This is a genomic window from Pradoshia sp. TA40_28 (genome assembly GCF_059694525.1).
Genome location: NZ_JCATZO010000007.1, coordinates 179,176 through 200,360, shown reverse-complemented (window position 1 = coordinate 200,360; position 21,185 = coordinate 179,176). Strand labels below are relative to the sequence as shown.

Genomic DNA, 21,185 nt, shown 5'->3' with positions numbered 1-21,185 from the left:
ATCCAATCAGTTCACGGATGCGAATTTGATAGGCATCAATTCATACTTTTTCTCGTCTTCTTTTTTCCAGGGAACCACCAATTCCATTTACCCAGCAGCTTCATCAGTGAAGGTACAAGGACCATACGAACAAGGGTAGCATCAATAAAGATAGCTAAGGCCACACCAACCCCGATCTGTTTTACCGGTACAATGTCTGTAAAAGCAAAAGCACCTGTAACAGCAATCATAATAGCGGCTGCCGAAGTGATAATTTTGCTTGTTGTGATTAAGCCTTCAAGGGTAGCTTTATCGTTATCTCCAGTTTCTCGATATATTTCCTGAATACGCGAGATTAAGAAGACCTCATAATCCATACTTAATCCAAAAACAATTGCAAAAGTTAAGATAGGGATCATGAGTGCGATAGGATTAGGATCAACTCCTAAATTACCATATTGGAAAACCCATACTATAATTCCGAAGGCTGCACCAAGGGATAAGATATTCATCAGTATGGCTTTTAATGGAATGAGTACGGACCGGAATGCAATGAATAAAATGAAGTAGGTAGCCACAATAATGAGTAATAAACCTTTTGGAACCTGCTCCTGTATTTCATCGAAAATTTCCTGTGTAAATTTAGCCTGCCCACCAATTGAATGAGTCAGCTCTGGATGAATGTCACGATTCTCAGCTTCTCGAACCCAATCCTTAGCTTTGGCCGTTTTGTAGTCAGCATCAAGTTTAACGGTTATATGAGTAGTATCCTTATTCACAATTCTTTCAAGAACGGGAGCCAATTTTTCTCTAGCCTGTTCAGTTTGTAAGATTTGATATAACTCATCTGCTGATTTTGTATTTGTATAAGTGAAAATGGAATCAACCTGATCAACAAGTCTATCTTCTTTAAGCTCATTGATAAAAGCTTCTACGTTCTCGAGGGATTCCTTTGATAATAGGTCCTCTTGATCTTTTGTTTCTATTACAATCGGTACGTTCGATTGATTGCTTGGAAGGAATGAGTCTTCAAATTTTTCATAAGCAATTCTCGTTTGACTGTCAGCCGGCAAAGAATCTGCATTAGGTATTTCCAAATCTATATTTCGAATAGGTGTGGCTACAATAATTAAAATTAGTAAAGCTACTAAAGCGGTAATTACGGGTCGTTTCATTACGAAGTTCGCAAAACTTCTCCATTTACTATCTGGGTTTTCTTTTGTTTTTAAAATCATAGCTTTGTTAATATGTTTGCCAATAAGGCTTAATAAAGCTGGCAGGAAGGTTAGGGCCGAAATGACGGATATGAAAACAGCCACTATACCGCCGACGGCTATACTTCGGAATATATCAATATTAATGAAAAACATACCTGCGAGCCCAAGTACAACACATGTTCCTGAAAAAGCAATGGCTTTTCCGGCGGTTCTGTTTGTATTGCTGACCGCTTTCCTGACTTCATGATGCTGGAGTTCTTCTCTGAATCGATGGATATAGAGAAGGGCAAAATCAATGCTGACTGCTAAACCAATCATGGGAACAACATTTAGTACAAACACGGAAAGATTAATACTAGTCCCTATGAAATAAATAATGCCCATTGAGGATACAACAGCTACAATCCCAGTCATGAGTGGAATGGAGGCAGCAACCAATCCGCCAAATGCCAGTAACAAAACAATCATGGCTACTGGAATCCCAATCATTTCTGCATTTTTTAAATCATTCTGTGATGCCTTACTCATATCTTCTTCAATGACATGGCTGCCAGTGAGAGAAGCAGAAATATCATCCTGGTTCGCAATCTCCTGCTTTAATGCCTTAATATAATCTGCGGGTTCTTGCTTGTCTTCATTAAAAGAGATAGAGGCATAGGCAATCCCCTTTTTATATTGTGAATCGTTTTCTAAAGGCGATTCTATTGAGCTGATTCCATCAATTTCATTTACATCATCTAATACATGGTTAATCTTTTGTTTAAAATCCTTTTCCGCTAAATTCTCTTTATTCTCAAATAAGAGAATATAGGGAGATGCTGATTGGTCGAATTTTTCTTCCAGTAACTCATTTGTTTTGTCATAAGAGGACTCTTCCATCTCAAAGCCGCTACCTTGAAGAATTCCAGGCATTTTTAGAGCGAATAATCCCATTGCTAGTGTGAAAATAATCCAAATAGCTAAGATTATTTTACGATATGTATATAACATCTTTTAAACCTCCTATTTTAGCTCTGTTTTCATAATAATCCTATATACCCTAAGGATAGTGAACTTATCCTCACTTTTGCTTCCTATATACAACATAAAATCCTATCCCCTTTTTGAAAATGGAAACGGTTCAATAAATTGTATTTAAGAGTACAAGAAATACCTATTTGTAATAGAAAAATCAGGTGTATTTTTTGCAAATATGGGGAAATACTAGATCGTATGCTACATAAATAGACAATCTAGGAGGAAACAAGATGAAAAAATTATCTCTTATCTTGTGCATGTGTGTCCTAACAATATTTGCAGCAGGGTGCGGTAATAATGACGACGCGGGCACAAATAACCAAGACAATGACAATCAAGCAACAGAAAATAACAATGCAAATGATAATCAATCAACAGGAAATAACAACGCGAATGATACTACAACTGACAATAACACGGGTACTAATAACACTAATACCAATGAATCACCGTATTCTTTTAGAGAATTTGATCTTGAAGTGAAATACGACAATAATAAAGATTATGAAGTTAGCTATGAAAATGATAACGACGGAGTAGAAGCAACGATTGAAGATGATCTCAAAAATGAGCGAGTAAATGGCAATGAAGCCATTGACCGTCTAGATCCGATATTTAAAAAATTAGATATTAATTCTAATACATCACAGGAAGATGTTCTATCCAAGATCATGTCAGCGTTTGAATTAGATAAAAATTATCAAGCGATTGATGTGGACATTTCATTTAATGACGGGACAGAAAAAGAATATAGAAATAATAAGTAATTGAAATGCGAAAACAGAGCATCCCTTTGGATTGAAAAAGGGGATGCTTTATTTTGTTTTTTATGAATGGTTAATTTCCCATTGCACAGCTTTGAATGTTAGGTATAAGATGTAAGAGGCATAACTATCCACAAAGGAGTTGAGATTATTGAGTAACTACGATTCGGGTGACCCAGACACGAGCTTGCCTGAGGAAACCAACAGTACTTTTTATAACAGGTGGGGAAAGATAATCGTCATGCCTTTAAAAAGAGTTGTTGCTTCCTCATAATGAGAGGAGGTTAAATCATGTTAGAATATTATATTTCAGATACAACTAGTAAATTACAGAAGATCGATGAACTAAAAAAAGGATGCTGGGTGAATATGGTGGCTCCCAGCGAAAGTGAAATTAAATTAATCTCGGATCGTTTGGGTATACCTGAAGATTTTATTAAAGACCCACTGGACGATGAAGAACGTTCGCGCCTTGAAAGAGAAGATAATCATGTATTAATCATTGTGGACTTTCCTTATATTACGTATGATGATGGAGGATTTCCACTTTATGAAACTCTTCCGATTGGTCTGATTGTAACAGATGAGTGTTTTATTACGATCTCGCTTATTGAAAATCCAATTATTACTGATTTTATAAATAAAAAAATTAAGGGATTTTTTACGTATAAAAAGACACGGTTTGCTCTTCAAATTCTATTTAATATTTCGAGCTATTATTTAAGATACCTGAAACAAATTAATCGTAAGACGGACGACATTGAAAAAGAATTGCATCAATCGATGAAAAATGAAGAGCTGTATGCATTCCTAGCTTTAGAAAAAAGTTTAGTGTATTTCACAACGTCTTTAAAATCGAATAAAATTGTTTTGCAAAAGCTTTTACGTTTAAATCATTTAAAAATGTATGAAGAAGACAAAGATCTCCTAGAAGATGTTATTATTGAAAATACACAGGCGATTGAGATGGCAGAAACATATCATTCGATTTTAACGAGTATGATGAATACATTTGCTTCGGTTATTTCCAATAACCTGAATATCGTGATGAAATTTTTAACTTCTATAACGATTATCTTGTCATTTCCGACTATTGTAGCAAGTATATACGGTATGAATGTTAATTTACCTTTTCAAAATAACCCATATGCATTTATCGGTGTTATTTGTGTCGCCTTATTGTTATCATCCATTACAACCATTATATTTTGGAAAAAGAGATACTTTTAAAGATAGCAAAAGCTATCTCTTTTTTTTGGGTAAGCTAAATTTGTTGAGTGTCTTACATGAAAAAGATAAAATATTATTTTGCATAGAGATATCGTGAACTTTTATAACATTATCGATAGTAGGCTATTTTAAGGGTGTTAAAAGTGTGGGGTGAATGAATTTGGAACTTAGAGAAACAATGGCAAAGAAGGTCGCCTGGATTAGTATTTGGAGCAATATAATACTGACTGTTGGGAAGATTGTAATTGGAATAATGGCAAGCAGTGATGCGTTATTCGCAGATGGGATTCATTCAGCAGCGGATGTTTTTGCAGCGGTTATCGTATTATTGGTACTAAAAGTTTCGAATAAACCTGCTGATACAGAGCATCCATATGGACATGGTAAAGCTGAGGTAATCGTGTCCGGCGTAATTGGAATATTGTTGGTAATGGTCTCACTATACATTGTATACGAAGGTGTAGCAGGATTTTTCCATCCTGTTGAAACACCAAGTATGATTGCCTTCTGGATTGCTTTGTTTTCATACGTAGCGAAAGAATGTTTATTCCGATATTCGATGAATGTGGGCAAACGGGTAAACAGTAAAGCCATTGAAGCGGTAGCTTATGATCATCAGGCAGACATTGTTGCCTCGCTGGCTGCAGCAATCGGGATATTAGTGTCGTATCTTGGTGATAAACTAGGTATTACTTTTCTATTATATGGAGATAAAGTGGCAAGTATATTCGTTGCCTATTTAATATTTAAGATCGCAAGAGAAATGCTGACGGAAGCTTTTCACATCCTGATTGAACGGAATGTAGAACCGGAAATGTTGAAGGAATTTGAATCTGTCATCCTTAGTTTTGAGGAAGTCAGACGGATTGATCGCATTCGGGCACGAGAGCATGGGCATTATATCATGATGGATATTCGTATCTCAATCGACCAGGATAAAACGATTAAGGAAGGACATGATCTTTCCAGAGAAATCAAGAACGCAATGAAGAAAAAATTCGATCATGTAGAAGAAGTACTCATTCATTTAAATCCATACTTTCCTGAATAAACGAAAGCCAGTTTACATCTTATTTGTAAACTGGCTTTTTTCGTTTATATCGAAAACACGTATTTGGGATTGAAAGGGAACGGGCTGAACCAAAGAAACTCCCTATTTACTTAAATGAAATATATTTATATTAAAATCATAACCCGGACTGGCTATATAGTTCCAGTCTGGGTTTCTTCGTTAAATCGAAGTATATTGAAAGACGAAATTGAGCGTGAATAAAAGAGCGATAATATAAAGTGAAACAGAAACATCGCTTTTTTTCCCTAAAAATAACTTGATCAATGGATAAGCGATGAAACCAATGGCCATTCCATTGGCAATGCTGAATGTTAATGGAATTAAAACAATGACCAATAGAGCGGGAAAACTCTCGGTTAAGTCATTTAGATCGATTTCGGCAATATTTTGGATCATCAACGCGCCTATCAAAATTAAAATAGGGGATATTGCTGCATTCGGAATGATTTTTATAACCGGTATTAAAAACAACGAAGCTAAAAAGAACAAGCCTGTTGTGACAGCTGTTAATCCTGTACGTCCGCCTGCTGTAATTCCAGCGGCTGTTTCCACAGTGGCAACAGTCGGGCTTGATCCGAATATTCCGCATGTTAGGACGGATAGAGCGTTTGCCTTTAGGGCTTTATTATTTTTTTCTGGCTGCTTTATAGATGCCGTATGCGCATGAATTAGACCAATATTTTCAAAGGTTACAACCATTGCCATTGAAAAAGCAGTTAACAGAAAGCCGACTGAGAAGATATTAGTAAATGACATGGCTCCAAAAACTTCTCCGTAAGCACTAAATGAAGGTTGAGTCCATTCAAATCCATCAAGGTTTACGACTCCAAGTATAATGGCCAGAATAGTAATGATAGCGACACTGATTAGAAGATTTCCCGGTACATTGCGAGTAAATAAAATAAAGGTAATAGCAAGACCAAGAATCGTTAACAACGTTTCTCCATTTGTTAAGTCTCCAAGGGCAACAATTGTTTCAGGGGAGGAAACGATAATACCACTTTGCTCAAACCCGATAAACATTAATAGAATTCCGATCCCAACCGTAATTCCTACTTTTAAGGAATGCGGGATTGCTTCAATAATTTTTTTTGATAATGGAGTGAAAGCAATGAGCATAAAAAACAAACCTGACAGAAAAACAATTCCAAGGGCTTCCTGCCAGCTATAGTTGCCATTGATCACGATTGTATACGTGAACATAGCATTAATCCCCATGCCTGGGACGACAATGATAGGTGTATTACTCCAAAGCCCCATAATGATACAACCGAAAACGCAGGTAAGTATCGTTCCAATCATAGCAGCGTCATATGGAATTCCTGCTTCTGATAGGATTTTCGAATTGACAATTACGATATATACAATGGTGATAAAAGAAATAAAACCAGCAAGGATTTCGCGTTTTATAGTTGTGCCGTGCGACTCCAATTTAAATAATTTTTCCATGATGTGTCGTTCTCCTTTTTAAAAAGCTACCTTCCTATGCTATCATTGTGTCAAGTATATGAAAAATATCTATTTTATATAATATGTATATGTTTTTGATATAACAGAAGAAATGAAGGGAACAATAAATGGACATTAAGCAATTACGTTATTTTGTGGCGATTGCAGAAGAAAAACAAATTACGAAAGCAGCAAAACGATTACATATGGCTCAACCGCCTTTAAGTCAGCAATTAAAAAAAATGGAAGAAGAATTAGGTGTCCTCCTTTTTAATAGAAAAGGAAACAAGCTTGAACTAACCCAGGCTGGAACTTCTCTCTATCAAAAATCAATAGATATCATCAGAGTGTTTGAAGAAATGCTTACAGAAACGAAAGAAATGGTAGAGGGATTAAGCGGTAATCTTCGAATAGGGGTAAATACGTTCTCAGATTATCAATTAGCCGGATATTTAAATGAATTCCATAAACAATATCCGAATGTTTATTATACGGTTTATCAAGGGAACTCAGTTGAATTGACGAAGATGATTAAGGAGGGATTGCTGGACATAGGCTATGTTATTTTTCCAATCGAGTCACATGAGGTCAATATACTGCCGATAAAAACGGAACCATTTGTTTATTTAACGAATGAACAACGAGGGGGATCAAAACCAGACGTTTCTTTAAGAGAGATTAGTAAAAAGCCGTTGATCCTACCAAGTAATGAGGGTCTGGGAATCTATAAAATGATTGTCAGTGAATTTTCGCGGCTGCATATAAAGCCCGATGTGAAAAGTGAATGCTCAGATATCAAGCTATTACTCGAATTAGTAAAGCAAGGGTTCGGAGTTACCATTGTGCCGGAATCTGTTGTAAAGACATACGATACGCACCAGTTATATAGCTATCAGCTAGAAGAAAGAGACTTAACATCCACAGTTGGAGTTATTTGGTCAAAAGAAAGATATTTGACCAAAACAGTAGAGAATTTCTTGCATATGATTAGGCAAGAGTCCAATGGCAACCCTATTACTGATGAAAAAGATAGAATCAACAGGTAAAACATGGTAATACCAAAATCAATCCATAAACGGAAATGATTAATTTTTCGATTATAGTTTTTCTAATACCAAGGGGTAGACTGTATTCTTTGCTTCATATTATAGCAAGCTTCCTTAAGCTTTATTATTTTCCAGTTGCACGGAGGATAAGATAGAAAAAATAAGAGTAAGACCTATGGAATTTTTTTATTGAACTTTTCAGAGAAAAATATTGTTCAACTGTGTTTTTAAATAAGTAGTGGTAAGATAATATCAGAATCAAAGATGTATTAAAGGAGCTGGATATAATGAATTTTGAGCAAAAATTAGACAAATATGCTGAATTGGTTGTTAAAGTAGGCGTTAATATTCAAGAAGGTCAAATGCTAGTTATTTCCTCCTCAATAGAATCAGCACCCTTTACACGTAAAGTTGTAAAAAAAGCATATGAAGCGGGTGCAAAGCATGTGTACATAGAGTGGGGAGATGAAGAGGTTAGCAGAATCAAATATGAATTGGCTCCAGATGAAGCCTTTACTGAATATCCAGAATGGATCGTTGCTCAACGAGAGGAATTGGTGGAAAAAGGAGGAGCTTTTCTGTCCATCGTATCCCAGAGTCCAGATTTATTAAAAGGTGTTGATCCAAATAGGATTGCAAACTTTCAGCGAGCAGCAGGCACTGCGTTAAATAAATTTAGGCAGGCTACTCAATCTGATAAAGTGAGCTGGTGTGTAACGGCAGCTGCAGGAAAAGCTTGGGCTGATAAGATTTTTCCTGATTCCGAAAACAGTGTGGAATTACTTTGGGATGCTATTTTTAAAGCAGTCCGAGTTGAAAGTGAGGATCCGGTTGCTGCCTGGAAGGAACATGATGAAACCTTGCGTACAAAAGCAGACTATTTGAATTCTAAAAAATATAAAGTTCTCCATTATAAAGCGCCGGGAACAGATTTATCCATTGAACTGTCCGATAAGCATATATGGTGCGGAGCCGGAAGTGTAAATTCGAAAGGCATTACGTTTATGGCCAATATGCCAACAGAGGAAGTTTTTACGGTTCCTTATAAAGAAGGTGTGAATGGAACTGTTACAAGTACGAAGCCTTTAAGCTATGGCGGCAATGTTATTAACCATTTCACGTTAACTTTTGAAAAAGGGAAAGTTGTAGGTGTCAAGGCTGAAACAGGTGAGGATGTACTTAAGAATCTTCTCGATTCTGATGAAGGATCACGTTATCTTGGTGAGGTTGCTCTGGTACCGCATCAATCACCGATTTCCGATACAAATATTCTATTCTATAATACACTCTTTGACGAAAATGCATCCAACCACTTAGCTATTGGATCAGGTTATGCTTTTTGCCTGGATGGAGGCAAAGAGATGAGTGAGGAAGAATTAGCTAATCATGGTGTGAATATTAGTATAAACCATGTTGATTTTATGATTGGCTCAGCTGAAATGGATATAGATGGCGAATTAGCAGATGGAACAAAAGAGCCTATTTTCCGAAAAGGAAATTGGGCATTCTAATCAAGCTGTAAATAAAGCCGGAACTTAAATGTTCCGGTTTGTTTTTATCTAAAAAGAGCGTGCTATTTGTCATTTTTTTCGGCATTTATGTTTTTATAAAACTGTCTTCGAATAGATTGTTTTTATTGTGACCAATCACATTGTAGGTGCTAAAATACTGCCGCAGGAGAGGGCTTAACGCTACTTTATTATAAAAAAGCCCCTGTTCGTATTATAAGAAAAAAGACTACTCTTAAAGCTGCCTGGTTCATAAGCTCTATTCTTCATTGGAATAATCAATATGGACTTTTTTACAACCCTCACACAGATAAGCATCTACATAACTAATTGAAAAGCGACTTTGATTCGATAATAAAACTGATTCTTTATTCAGACTGGGTTCAATACTTAACTTAGATACTTTTGGTATCCAAGCAAGTCTAGTACCACTTTGTATATACCCTTTTTTCATTTCACTGCCGCAGTTAGGACATTCATCCAAAAATACCCCTCCTTACCGTACACTTTTTTATTATTTATATATTCTCTTAAGCATTCCATAAATCCTTCGTCTGCTATTCTGCCTCGTCACTAACATATATGTACAACAATAAAGGGTGTTAATCCTTCTTTCTTGGATCAACACCCATTATTATTGTTAAGTGACATACACTCTTAATAAGAAAGTAAGTTCACTCTAGACGGTTAGGCGGAGAAGGAGAGTGAACTTCTTCTACTTCTGAAAACAAATTTGAACTAGTTTCTTTCGATTTATTTATCGAATGTTGTTGTGAAATATTGATATAGTCCTGCGATACTAGCTGAGAAAGCATTTCATAAATTTTATCAATATCTCCCCTGGTAGCATATTTCTTCTTATCAATGAGGGAATAACCTAGTTGCCCACTAGGTTCAAGTGTAGCCCATTGAACATCTTTTATATTTTCTATTCCTTGTTGTCGTAAACGCATTTCTAATTTGTCTACTGAAAGACGTAATTTTCTTAAATTCTCTTCTTTTAATGTACTATTCTCAATGACAACTTTCGAACGACCTGTAAATATCTTTTCACTAAAGTCCCATTTCAATTGAATAAATTCGATTAATAGTAAAGTCGCTATAAGTATCGAAGCAATCACAAATGTAACCCAAATATTTTTCCCACTCACAGGTTGTATTAAAAGTGTACCGATTGAAATCATTATGACTGTCTGAGAAATAGTCATTTGGGAGATGGATCGCCTTCCCGCAAAACGAATTAATAAAACGCCAAAGATAATAATTAGAATGGATTTCCATATTAAGCTAATATCCATCATTGTCATAGTCCGTGTAAATATAAAGCTAAGTTCCTTTTACTAATCCCCTTAGTTAAAGAAGCTATCTTTATTATGATGATATCACAAGTGGGATGTTCATTTATAAAACATAAAAATGATGGGATGTTTTTTCTGATGAATAAATGAGTTATAATGGGGAATAACCGAATATGAGGAGAGGAGGATAAAAGTGAAGTCAAAATTACATTTTTGGACATTGGAAATTCTGTTACTGTTATTGGTTATTTATGTAAGCACAAAAATCTCTTTCTTATTTAATCCGATTGGGATTTTTATATCTACGTTGTTTTTCCCAATCTTAATTTCAGGATTTCTATTTTATTTATTAAATCCAATTTTAAAGTTTATGATGAATCGGAAAGTACCAAAAATCATAGGAATCTTAATTGTATACATAGCCCTGATTGGTTTAATTATATTTGGTGGAGCAACCGTTGGGCCGATTGTTTCGAATCAGATAACAGATATAGTCGAGAATACTCCGGAAATTATTGATGATATTGGAAGAATTATTGAGGATGCATCTGATTCCCCTTTGGTTAAATATGTGATTCAACAGGATTTTGTACAAATAGACCAACTGAAAGATAGATTACTTGAATTCTCAACAACTGTTACAAAGAATATCACGACTGGAGTCTCAGCCGTTGTCTCCTTTATCACAGATCTTACATTAATTATCATAACAGTTCCGTTCATCCTGTTTTATATGTTGAAGGATGGGAATAAGCTTCCAAATGCGATTATGAGATTTTTGCCATCTTCTTTTAGGAAAGAAGGAATGGTTATTATTCATGAAACTTCTGAGACATTGGCAAGCTATATACAGGGACAAATTATTGTCTGTATCTTTGTCGGAACATGTTGTTTTATAGGCTTCTTAATTTTGGACTTACCATATGCATTGACATTGGGATTAGTGATTGCAGTTACAAATATTATTCCATATGTAGGTCCGTTTATTGGAGCTGTACCGGCAGTGGTTGTCGGTTTATTCCAGTCTCCGCTAACAGCCATTTTGGTCGTTCTGGTGATCGTAATCGTTCAACAGATAGATGGAAATCTGATTTCTCCGTTGATTATTGGAAAGTCACTTAATATCCATCCATTGACCATTATCTTGATATTATTGGTTGCGGGAAGTTTAGCCGGTATACTGGGAATGATATTAGCCGTCCCAACCTATGCCGTTGTAAAAACTATTATCAAAAATATTGTTAGGCTCTATAGATTGTATAAGACAAACACAACCGTATTAACCGATTGACTTAGGAGCAGAACAGAGCAGAACCTGTGATACGGGTTCTGTTTTTTTTATTACCTACTAAAAGTCATATCTTCAGTTGGAAGATAGCTGGTAATTGTGACGGATTTGAGATAAATGACATACATTAAAAAGACTGCACATTCAATTAATAGGTTTTATCCTAAATGAATGTGCAGGCTCGTATGTCTCATTATTTAAAAATATTTATTACATTTTAGGAGAACAGAACATTATCCTCTTTGGCGATAGTTTGATGAGGTGTTTCTACTAGCTGATACTCTTTAACCTTTTGTTTGATTTTAACATAGTGGATATGATGATCCTCCATATCGATAATTGTTAATTCAAAACCTTCAAGATCAATTGTATCGCCCATCTTAGCATCATATTTTTCAGTTAGAACCCATCCACCGATAGTATCAATATCGCTATCATCCAAATCAGTGCCAAGCAAGTCATTGATTTCGCTGATTAGCACCTTGGAATCAAAGATGTAAGAACCATCAGGGTTTTTACGGATTTCAGGTACTTCGTCTGTATCGAACTCATCGCGGATTTCTCCGACAATTTCTTCAACAATATCTTCTATGGTAACTAATCCTGAAGTTCCGCCATATTCATCCATCAGAACGGCCATGTGGATACGCTCAGATTGCATCTTGACTAATAAATCATGAATCGGAACCGTATCAATGACACGGATAATCGGTCTGATATAGGGTTCCAGAGTAACGGTTGTTACCTGTTTATGCTGCACAAGATCTGTCAGTATTTCCTTTACATTCACTAATCCAATGATATGATCCTTATCCCCATCAATAACAGGATAGCGAGTGAATTTCTCTGCATGGAATACATCAATAAAATCTTTTACCAGGTCATCTTTTGATAAGGAAATCATTTCTGTTCGTGGCACCATAATTTCTTTAGCGATTCGGTTATCAAATTCAAATATATTGTTTACATATTTAAATTCAGATTGGTTAATTTCGCCGCTCTTCAAGCTTTCAGACAGAATAATTTGCAGTTCTTCTTCTGTATGTGCAATCTCATGTTCCGATGCAGGTTCAACCCCGACTAATCTTGCAGCAAGCCTGGCGGAACCATTAAGCGCCCAAATAAAGGGATACATTATTTTGTAGAACGCCATAAGTGGTTTTGAGGTAAGAAGAGCAATTGCTTCCGCTTTTTGAATGGCAACAGTCTTTGGTGCTAATTCGCCAATGACTACATGGATAAATGTGATTAACATAAAAGATAGAATGATAGTCAGTGTTTTCGAAACGGTATCTGGCAATGACAACAATGCCATAAATGGAGATAGGATAGAGGCAAAGGTTTCCTCACCTATCCACCCCAGTGCAAGTGCTGTAACCGTTATTCCGAGCTGACAGGCAGACAAATATTCATCCAGATTGGTAATGATTTTTTTTGTACTAATTGCCCTTTGATTTCCTTCTTCCAGTAATTGATCTATCCGTGAAGATCGAATTTTAACAATTGCGAACTCCGATGCAACAAAAAATGCGGTTAATGCAATTAAAATGGCTATAAAAACCAAATTCCATATGTCCAATAAATTTCCTTTAACCGTTTATGACGGTCAAGGAGTCACCTCCTGTAGTAGTAAGCTGATGTCCAGCTAAGTCGTTTAAATATATGATATAAGACTATGTGAATGTTTTTGGCCGTCAACTTCCCATGTGAATCACCCCTTGATTAAAAAAGAGAAGTATTTGGAAAAGAGTTATTAATAACCATTATATTAAATTTTCAAATGAATAGCATTTGTTTTTATTCCTAATTTATTGATATGAGTATATTTTCTTTAAAATAAAAAATAGGACTTTCTTTTTTTCTGCAATTTAGTAAAATTTAAAGGGTAGGCTTATTTATATAAATAACATGATTACAGTGTAATCTACATATGGTTGAAATAGAAAAATTGATTTTTGTTATATGTCAAATAAAATGCTCAAATGCAGGTTTGAGGGTTGGTTACCTGGGTATATTTGTATGGATTAGTATAAATTAGAGGTGGAGACTGTGTATATGGATATCGTATCTAAATTCAAAGTGCAGGGAGTTATCATTGAAAAGACAAAATCTCGTTATGAAATATTTACGAATGTATTTATTTCAGGTTCCTCTGTTTTGAGTAATGAAATAATGACTGAAAATACATATACATCAGAGTCCAAGAAGCAAGTAGATTTGAAAAGTCATTAATCATGATATATACATAAAAACATAATGGAATAATACGGAAAATTATTCTCTGAAAAGACGTATATAGGCGTCTTTTTTTTTTATAAGTGTTATTAAAGGTGGAATTACTGAACAGTGAATACTCGTTATTCGACATTTACTCTCAGTTCAGTTCTCTATATCGTTCTTGTGATAGTGAATCACCTTAAAATAAAGCTATAGCGCACTACATAAATACCTCCTGTAATTCTTTCCATTGTCATCTTAGGAATAATCTACTATTATTATATTATAATAATAAAAAACACATCTATTCAGTTGGATGGTTTTCTGATAAATCCTCCTTGTTAGGTAGGATTTTTAAAATAGTATCAAAAAAATGAAGGAGGACATCTATGAATCTTACAATTAAAATTATATTAGGATTATTTTTTGGTGCAATTGTTGGATTAGCTCTTAATATTTTTTCACCTCAATTATTTGAAATCTTAAATACTGTAGCATTTTCACCAATTGGCAGTCTGTTTATTAATGCTATTACCATGTTGGTTGTTCCAATTGTACTCATCTCAATTACTTTGGGAACAGCAGGTCTGGGTGATCCCAAAAAACTCGGGAGGATCGGTGGTAAAACGATTCTATATTTCCTGTCTACAACTGCATTTGCCATTACAATTGGTATATTCCTTGCATTAGTCATTAAACCAGGGAATGGAGGTAATTTTGATATTGCCTCGGCTGAATATACAGCCACTACAGCCCCCTCTATTTCTGAAACACTCATAAATATCATTCCAAAGAATCCAATTCAGGCGATGGCTGAAGGAAATATGCTCCAAGTAATTGTAATGTCTATTTTCTTTGGTATTGCAATTACGGCTCTTGGTGAGAAGACAAAGGGTATTATAAACCTGTTGGAGCAAGGTAATGAGGTACTAATGTACTTGGTTAACCTTATTATGAAGGCAGCGCCATATGCGACTTTTGCCTTGATCGCAACGGCTATTGGCAGTCAGGGTCTCCCGGCTATTAAAAGTATGGGTCTTTATATGGTTGTCGTGTTATTGGCATTATTGATTCATACCATTTTCACATACGGGGGAGCTATTGCCATATTCGCAAGACGAAATCCAATTGAGTTCTTCAAAAAGTTTTTCCCAGCTATGACAGTAGGTTTCAGTACATCATCTAGCAGTGCAACTTTGCCGGTAGCTATGGAACTTGCACAAAATGAGTTGAAAGTACCAAAAAGTATCAGCAGTTTTGTACAACCACTTGGCGCTACCATCAATATGGATGGTACAGCTATTATGCAAGGGGTAGCAACTGTATTTATTGCTCAGGCTTACAGCGTGGAACTTACGATGACGCAATTAATCACAGTCATTTTAACTGCTGTCCTTGCCAGCATTGGGACAGCTGGAGTGCCAGGTGTAGGGTTAGTTCTATTGTCAATGGTTCTTGGACAGGTTGGCCTTCCGGTTGAAGGTATAGGTCTAATATTGGGTATTGATCGTTTACTTGATATGACTAGAACAGCAGTTAATATTACAGGAGATGCATCCTGTGCGGTTATCATTGCTGAATCTGAAAAGAAACGTGAAGAAAAAGTAAATAAAGTAGAAGAATTTGAAGTAGAAGAAATGACTGCTTAATTAGTCTTAATAGATAATACTTGCTAATGAATGAAAATATTAGTAGGATGTAAGAAATGAATAGTATTCCACAAGGGGAGCCAATGGCTGAGAGTGAACGATTGAGTTCTGACCCTTTGAACCTGTTAGTTAACACTAGCGTAGGAATGTGGCTGAATAAATGTAAATGTAAGCAATGCGAGCCATTTTATGCGCGCATTGCTTTTTTGCATTTTTGGATGCCCGAATCAAGACTTTAGATTACGATTCAAAACTCTTGATTAGAAAGGGGAAGTTTAATGAGAAATAATCGATTATTATTTATGGTTGAGATTGCTGTTTTTTCTGCTCTGGCCTTTATCTTTGATTTATTGGCCAATGTATTATCTTTCAGTTTATGGCCTCAAGGAGGAAGCGTATCAATCGCTATGGTACCTGTCTTTTTAATGTCCTATCGCTGGGGTATCAAAGGAGGCGTAGCATCAGGTTTATTGCTCGGTCTACTGCAAATATTGTCAGGAACTGCTTATATCATGCACCCTGTACAAGGGTTCCTTGATTATATTGTTGCCTATACGGTTGTTGGCTTGGCGGGACTCGTATTTAAGTATGTTGAAAGAGAACAAATTCGAAAGAAAAATTTGAAAACTACTGGTATGATCCTTTTAGGAATCCTACTCGGCAGTGCCTTGCGCTTTATCGCGCATTTTATTGCCGGGATGGTATTCTTTGGTTCAGGTGTAGCGGATGGGCAATCGGTCGTAGTATTTTCGCTGCTGTATAATTTATCCTATATGATGCCCAGTGTGATAGTGAGCGGATGTATAATGATGCTGTTATTTGCTGCGGCACCACGAGTCATTCTAAGAAAACCTGCACATCATTCTTAAAAAGAATAAAATCGATATCTCGGCTCTCAACATGATTGAGAGCCTTTTTGAGTTTTACATTTCTCTCCCTATACGTTCTAACTTTTCGTTTCATAATGACTAGTTTTTAGTAGATAGTTCTTCTGACCCTTATGAATAATTACAGTAGGTTTTTAGGATGAAGAACAAGGGAATATAAAAAAATTAGTAAATATATACATTATAGTACCTATCTTCCATTTATTTCTATTATAATAGTAGTAGTGAACATTGATTGTGGAGTGTATATAAAATTAATTAATATTGATGGGAAGAGGGATGTTTATGAGTAAGGATGAGATTATTCGTCTAATATCTGAACGTATGAGGTTAATCCGGGTTGAGGTTGATTATACACAAGACAAGATGGCTGAAATTATAGGGATTTCCAAAAAAACATTGGTGCAAATTGAAAAGGAACGTAATGAAGCAAGTTGGACAACTGTTGTGGCTGTTGTTTCATTGTTTCGTGAAACTTTAACTGTGCAAACATTATTTGGCGGGGATCCACTCGAAGTTATTGAAACCGTTTCAAGGGAAAGAATTGATTATAGGAAAGAAAAGATGCTTGGTGGTAAGGTATGGTGGAAAGATGTTCTGCTTGAAGGCGGGTACGTTCTGCAACAAAATATGATTAGTGAACACTACCGGATCTTGGATGGGGATCAGTACCGGATCTATAGCTCATTAAATGAAAATGATGCCCATAGTAAATTTAAAGAACTAGTCAATAAAGTATTGCAATCATAATTTTTGTTATGGAGAGAGATTCCTGCCATACATATGAATGGAGCTATTCTGGGATGTCTCTTTTCAATTGAATGGTTTTTAGTTTGATTCGGCACATAGATGACCTCCTGTTTTTTTACAGTGAGGCAGGAGGTCATGTAAGAATTAGGAATATTTAACCTTATTTGGCTACTAAAACAGGGCAGCTGGAATTTTTAATAATTTTTTCAGAAACACTGCCAAGGAATAATTTACGAAGACCAGAGGTGCTGCTATTGCCAACAATGATTAAATCGGCACCTTCTTTCTCTGCATATTGAAGAATCATATCATCGGTTGTTCCTTCCAGTACAACAAAATGAGAATGGATTAGATTGTTATCTTCAAGGCTTTCTACATATCTTTCAATTTCCTCAAGTTGAGTAGTCTTAGATGGGTTGTCATTTATAAAAGGACTCTTATCTGAGATGATCGCCTGGCCATGGCTGGTATCCGCATAGAATGGTGCTGTGCTGGACGTAACAAATGTTTCATCATGAATATAAGCTTCATTTTTTTTCTCATAAACATAAACAACTGATAACAATGAGTTTTCATTACTCTTACAAAAGTTTAATCCCATTGATAATCCTAATTTAGCCGAATCTGAGCCATCAAACGCCACCAATATATGTTTAAACATATAGATTCAGTCCCTTCTATTTGGTTGTTCTTTTTTATTTATCCTAAATTTGATTATTGGAAACATGGTGAATAGATGAAGAATCTATTGGTAGGGTGCAATTTTGAAAAAAGATGTGTGAAAAATAGCCTATGATTTGAAAAGGCTCATAATTTGCTAAAAAAACCAGTGAAATTACACATAGTATTCAGTATGTAAAAAAATTAGATAAATATGCCAAAAGACCGGTGGTCATACCTCTCATTATCTTGTATTCTTGTATTATAGAAAAAAGAGGTGATGAGGATGTTAAAAGACGAACAACCCCAGGATATTCACCCTATTATTAAAAAATGCTTAACTCATTTGGATGTTTTGGGAGCAGATGTGAAAGTAAAACAAATAGTGTATATGTATATGGAAACATTGCATAAAGAAATTGAAGCCTCGAATAATGAGTTTATTAAATGAAAATAGAGTGAACATAAAACAACTGCCTATCAGTTGTTTTTTTATTTTTTGTGTATAATATGTAAAAATGCATAAAAATTTAATTGATTTTAGTGGAGGGATATAAGGATGGGTCATAAGTTTTTAAAAAAAGCACTTGGAATATTCGACCATTCTCGTCTAATACACATTCTTCTGCTTGGTATATCTTTTGTAGCTCTTATCGTGAGTATATTCTTTTATATACTTTTGAATCTGGAAGTTGATTTGTCTCATTTAAAGACTGAGCTTATGCAGCCAACTATTATTTATGATAGGGATAGAGAAGAGGCAAGCAAAATTTCGGGTAATAAAGCGGAAGGTGTCCCGATCGATAAAATTCCGCAGCATGTTATCGATGCCGTAATTTCCATAGAAGATCGACGTTTTTATGAACACAATGGAATTGACTATATAGGGATTATTCGGGCCGCATACAAAAATTTTACAGCAGGATCGGTCGTACAGGGGGGAAGCACCATTACACAGCAACTGGCAAAAATAACGTTGCTAACTCCTGAACAAACGTTAAAAAGAAAGTTGAAGGAGGTTGCCATTGCCAGTCAGATTGAACGCGAATACACAAAAGATGAAATCATGGAAATGTACTTAAATCAAATTTACTTTGGACATGGTGCCTGGGGAATCCAAAATGCCAGCAAAGTATATTTTGGTAAAGAAGTTGAAAAGATTAATCTTTCTGAGGCGGCTTTGCTAGCCGGATTAATACATGCTCCCTCAGCATTAGACCCATATAAAAATTATGATGCTGCTAAAAAGAGACAGAAAGTCGTGCTAAAGCAAATGGAAAATAGCGGTTTTATCACGAATAAAGAAAGGGAATCCGCAGCTAACACTGAAATCAAATTGACAGAATTAAGCGACCCGTTAAAAGGTCTGTATCCATATTATGTAGACCAAGTGATCGAGGAAGCTAGAAAAACATATGGAATTGTCCAGGATGAATTATTAACCGGTGGATACAAAATCTATACTGAATTGGATCAAAACATGCAAGCAGCTGTCGAAAAGGTATATCAACAAGATGAGTTGTTCGCAAAAGGATCAAATCCCAATGAGCTTGTCCAAAGTGGTGCTGTTTTGCTTGATCCCAAGACAGGAGGCGTACGGGCACTCGTGGGGGGAAGAGGAGATCACGTTTTTCTTGGATACAACAGAGCCACTCAGCTAAAAGCGCAGCCAGGTTCAGTGATGAAGCCGCTTGCGGTATATACACCTGCTCTTGAAGAAGGGTACAAACCTGTAGATATGATTATAGATGAAGAAATGGAATTTGCCGGAGGCTATTCTCCAAAAAATTATAATGATCAGTATGAGGGAGAAGTCCCGATGTTCGAGGCTGTTTATAAATCTAAAAATATCCCTGCAGTTTGGCTTTTAAATGAAATAGGTATACAAACTGGAATAGATTATGCAGAGAAGTTTGGTATTAAGTTAAAAAAGGAGGATCGTAATCTTGGTCTGGCTCTAGGAGGCTTAAATGAAGGGGTCTCTCCATTAGAAATGGCCGCTGCTTATTCCGTTTTTGCTAATGAAGGTATACGTCAGGATTCGCATCTTATCCAAAAGATTGTGGATGCGAATGGAAAAGAAGTTGGTGTATTTAAAGGAAAAGAAACAAAGGTTACCACCAAAAAAATAGCTGATAATATGACAGCGATGCTTAAAGGAGTAGTTGAGCATGAAGGTGGAACTGGAACAAATGCAAAAGTAGAAAATAGAGAGATAGCCGGCAAAACAGGTTCAACTCAGGTAAATGGAGTATCAGCACCAAATGCAGTAAAAGACCAATGGTTTGTTGGGTATTCTCCTAACCTTGTTGGTGCAGTGTGGATGGGATATGACAGAACGACAGTTAATCAGTATCTTTTAAAAGATAACACAAGCGGTGCAAATATTGTTTTTAAAGAAATGATGACAGCTGCATTGCAAAATATGGAACAGGAAACGTTTGATGTTCCAACAATCAACGATATGGAGAAAGAAGTTGAAAAAAACCGCTTCAAAAACTATTGGAAAGAGCAAAAGGAGAAAATCAATAAGAGTTTTGATGAATGGCTTAATCGCTGGAAAAATTAATGCTTGGCGGTCTTAGGATAAGGAACACTTAGATACAAAAAATCAGTAAACTGAAAAAAGCCCATTTGAAATCGTAATTATTACGGTTTCAAATGGGCTTTTCTTCTACCATTCAGTTATTAAGACATAGATGGCGTCAATTCAGTACTTTCTTCCAAACAAATAGTTTCGATTTGCTCGATTGCCTCTTGAGCATTTTCACCTTTAACAAGTACGTTAACCTGAGCATCAGTACCCAATGTTAAGAAAAATGCAGTTAATGAGGGAATATCATTTACATTTATTTCTTGGCTTTTCGTTGCTAGTTTTATTGTTCCATTATAGTTTTTCGCATAATCTGCAATACACATCAATTGTGGAAGTGTTATTTGTTTTTGAATAGAAAGTTCAGAAGAACCGATTTCGTAATTCATTTATCTCACCTTTTCCTCTGGATTATAATTATTTATATACACTATTTACCCTGTGTTTGATTTATTAAACAAAATATAGTTGAAGTGGGTAAATTATGTTGGAATGGAATGTTTGGAATAAATAGTAGGATAGTCATGAAATTGTAAAATATTTTCATTTTTTATCCATCTA

The 21,185-nt window shown here is 35.6% G+C and carries 19 protein-coding genes and 1 riboswitch; of the genes, 12 read left to right on the top strand and 7 right to left on the bottom strand.

Annotated elements, in window-relative coordinates; genetic code table 11:
* Positions 1-35: 35 nt before the first annotated feature.
* On the bottom strand, positions 36-2,186 hold the full coding sequence (locus AC58NB_RS11650; RefSeq protein ID WP_497426999.1) for an MMPL family transporter: 2,151 nt from the start codon (positions 2,184-2,186) through the stop codon (positions 36-38).
* Between the two features lie 257 nt (positions 2,187-2,443).
* Here AC58NB_RS11650 and AC58NB_RS11645 point away from each other — a divergent pair, with 257 nt between their 5' ends.
* From AC58NB_RS11645 to AC58NB_RS11635, 3 genes are all read left to right on the top strand, one after another.
* Positions 2,444-2,980 carry a YusW family protein gene (locus AC58NB_RS11645; protein WP_497426998.1) on the top strand — a complete coding sequence of 179 codons (537 nt, stop codon included), beginning with the start codon at positions 2,444-2,446 and terminating at the stop codon, positions 2,978-2,980.
* Between the two features lie 288 nt (positions 2,981-3,268).
* Entirely contained in the window at positions 3,269-4,207 is a 939-nt protein-coding gene (locus tag AC58NB_RS11640) for a magnesium transporter CorA family protein (RefSeq protein WP_497426997.1), read from the top strand.
* Positions 4,208-4,385: 178 nt separating this feature from the next.
* Positions 4,386-5,258 carry a cation diffusion facilitator family transporter gene (locus tag AC58NB_RS11635; RefSeq protein ID WP_497426996.1) on the top strand — a complete coding sequence of 291 codons (873 nt, stop codon included), beginning with the start codon at positions 4,386-4,388 and terminating at the stop codon, positions 5,256-5,258.
* Between the two features lie 180 nt (positions 5,259-5,438).
* Here AC58NB_RS11635 and AC58NB_RS11630 read toward each other — a convergent pair whose 3' ends face one another.
* Positions 5,439-6,728 carry an NCS2 family permease gene (locus AC58NB_RS11630; RefSeq protein ID WP_497426995.1) on the bottom strand — a complete coding sequence of 430 codons (1,290 nt, stop codon included), beginning with the start codon at positions 6,726-6,728 and terminating at the stop codon, positions 5,439-5,441.
* A 128-nt stretch (positions 6,729-6,856) separates the two neighbouring features.
* Here AC58NB_RS11630 and AC58NB_RS11625 point away from each other — a divergent pair, with 128 nt between their 5' ends.
* Positions 6,857-7,774 carry a LysR family transcriptional regulator gene (locus tag AC58NB_RS11625; RefSeq protein WP_497426994.1) on the top strand — a complete coding sequence of 306 codons (918 nt, stop codon included), beginning with the start codon at positions 6,857-6,859 and terminating at the stop codon, positions 7,772-7,774.
* A gap of 284 nt (positions 7,775-8,058) precedes the next feature.
* Positions 8,059-9,285 (top strand): aminopeptidase, encoded by a 1,227-nt coding sequence (locus AC58NB_RS11620; RefSeq protein WP_497427049.1) that lies wholly within the window; start codon positions 8,059-8,061, stop codon positions 9,283-9,285.
* A gap of 256 nt (positions 9,286-9,541) precedes the next feature.
* Here AC58NB_RS11620 and AC58NB_RS11615 read toward each other — a convergent pair whose 3' ends face one another.
* Both AC58NB_RS11615 and AC58NB_RS11610 read right to left on the bottom strand, forming a co-directional pair.
* Positions 9,542-9,766 (bottom strand): PF20097 family protein, encoded by a 225-nt coding sequence (locus AC58NB_RS11615; RefSeq protein WP_497426993.1) that lies wholly within the window; start codon positions 9,764-9,766, stop codon positions 9,542-9,544.
* 190 nt (positions 9,767-9,956) lie between these two features.
* Entirely contained in the window at positions 9,957-10,589 is a 633-nt protein-coding gene (locus AC58NB_RS11610) for a DUF421 domain-containing protein (protein ID WP_497426992.1), read from the bottom strand.
* Between the two features lie 184 nt (positions 10,590-10,773).
* Between AC58NB_RS11610 and AC58NB_RS11605 the strand changes: the two genes are divergently transcribed.
* Positions 10,774-11,871 (top strand): AI-2E family transporter, encoded by a 1,098-nt coding sequence (locus AC58NB_RS11605; RefSeq protein ID WP_497426991.1) that lies wholly within the window; start codon positions 10,774-10,776, stop codon positions 11,869-11,871.
* Between the two features lie 214 nt (positions 11,872-12,085).
* Here AC58NB_RS11605 and AC58NB_RS11600 read toward each other — a convergent pair whose 3' ends face one another.
* Positions 12,086-13,447: a hemolysin family protein gene (locus AC58NB_RS11600; RefSeq protein WP_497426990.1), complete on the bottom strand. Its 1,362-nt coding sequence runs from the start codon at positions 13,445-13,447 to the stop codon at positions 12,086-12,088.
* Positions 13,448-13,923: 476 nt separating this feature from the next.
* Here AC58NB_RS11600 and AC58NB_RS11595 point away from each other — a divergent pair, with 476 nt between their 5' ends.
* From AC58NB_RS11595 to AC58NB_RS11580, 4 genes are all read left to right on the top strand, one after another.
* Positions 13,924-14,100 carry a hypothetical protein gene (locus tag AC58NB_RS11595; RefSeq protein ID WP_497426989.1) on the top strand — a complete coding sequence of 59 codons (177 nt, stop codon included), beginning with the start codon at positions 13,924-13,926 and terminating at the stop codon, positions 14,098-14,100.
* Positions 14,101-14,474: 374 nt separating this feature from the next.
* Positions 14,475-15,734 (top strand): dicarboxylate/amino acid:cation symporter, encoded by a 1,260-nt coding sequence (locus AC58NB_RS11590; RefSeq protein WP_497426988.1) that lies wholly within the window; start codon positions 14,475-14,477, stop codon positions 15,732-15,734.
* Positions 15,735-15,797: 63 nt separating this feature from the next.
* Positions 15,798-15,898: riboswitch (TPP riboswitch) on the top strand.
* Between the two features lie 114 nt (positions 15,899-16,012).
* Entirely contained in the window at positions 16,013-16,603 is a 591-nt protein-coding gene (gene thiT, locus AC58NB_RS11585) for an energy-coupled thiamine transporter ThiT (RefSeq protein WP_497426987.1), read from the top strand.
* A 303-nt stretch (positions 16,604-16,906) separates the two neighbouring features.
* Complete coding sequence (locus AC58NB_RS11580) at positions 16,907-17,371, top strand: helix-turn-helix transcriptional regulator (protein WP_497426986.1); 465 nt, start codon at positions 16,907-16,909, stop codon at positions 17,369-17,371.
* A gap of 160 nt (positions 17,372-17,531) precedes the next feature.
* Here the strand turns inward: AC58NB_RS11580 and AC58NB_RS11575 are convergent, their stop codons facing one another.
* The gene (locus AC58NB_RS11575) at positions 17,532-18,032 is read right to left on the bottom strand and encodes a universal stress protein (RefSeq protein ID WP_497426985.1); all 501 of its coding nucleotides are present in this window, start codon (positions 18,030-18,032) and stop codon (positions 17,532-17,534) included.
* A gap of 285 nt (positions 18,033-18,317) precedes the next feature.
* Between AC58NB_RS11575 and AC58NB_RS11570 the strand changes: the two genes are divergently transcribed.
* Both AC58NB_RS11570 and AC58NB_RS11565 read left to right on the top strand, forming a co-directional pair.
* Positions 18,318-18,482: a hypothetical protein gene (locus tag AC58NB_RS11570; protein WP_497426984.1), complete on the top strand. Its 165-nt coding sequence runs from the start codon at positions 18,318-18,320 to the stop codon at positions 18,480-18,482.
* Between the two features lie 108 nt (positions 18,483-18,590).
* Positions 18,591-20,600: a transglycosylase domain-containing protein gene (locus AC58NB_RS11565; protein WP_497426983.1), complete on the top strand. Its 2,010-nt coding sequence runs from the start codon at positions 18,591-18,593 to the stop codon at positions 20,598-20,600.
* Positions 20,601-20,719: 119 nt separating this feature from the next.
* Here AC58NB_RS11565 and AC58NB_RS11560 read toward each other — a convergent pair whose 3' ends face one another.
* Positions 20,720-21,013 (bottom strand): hypothetical protein, encoded by a 294-nt coding sequence (locus tag AC58NB_RS11560; protein WP_497426982.1) that lies wholly within the window; start codon positions 21,011-21,013, stop codon positions 20,720-20,722.
* Between the last annotated feature and the right edge of the window lie 172 nt (positions 21,014-21,185).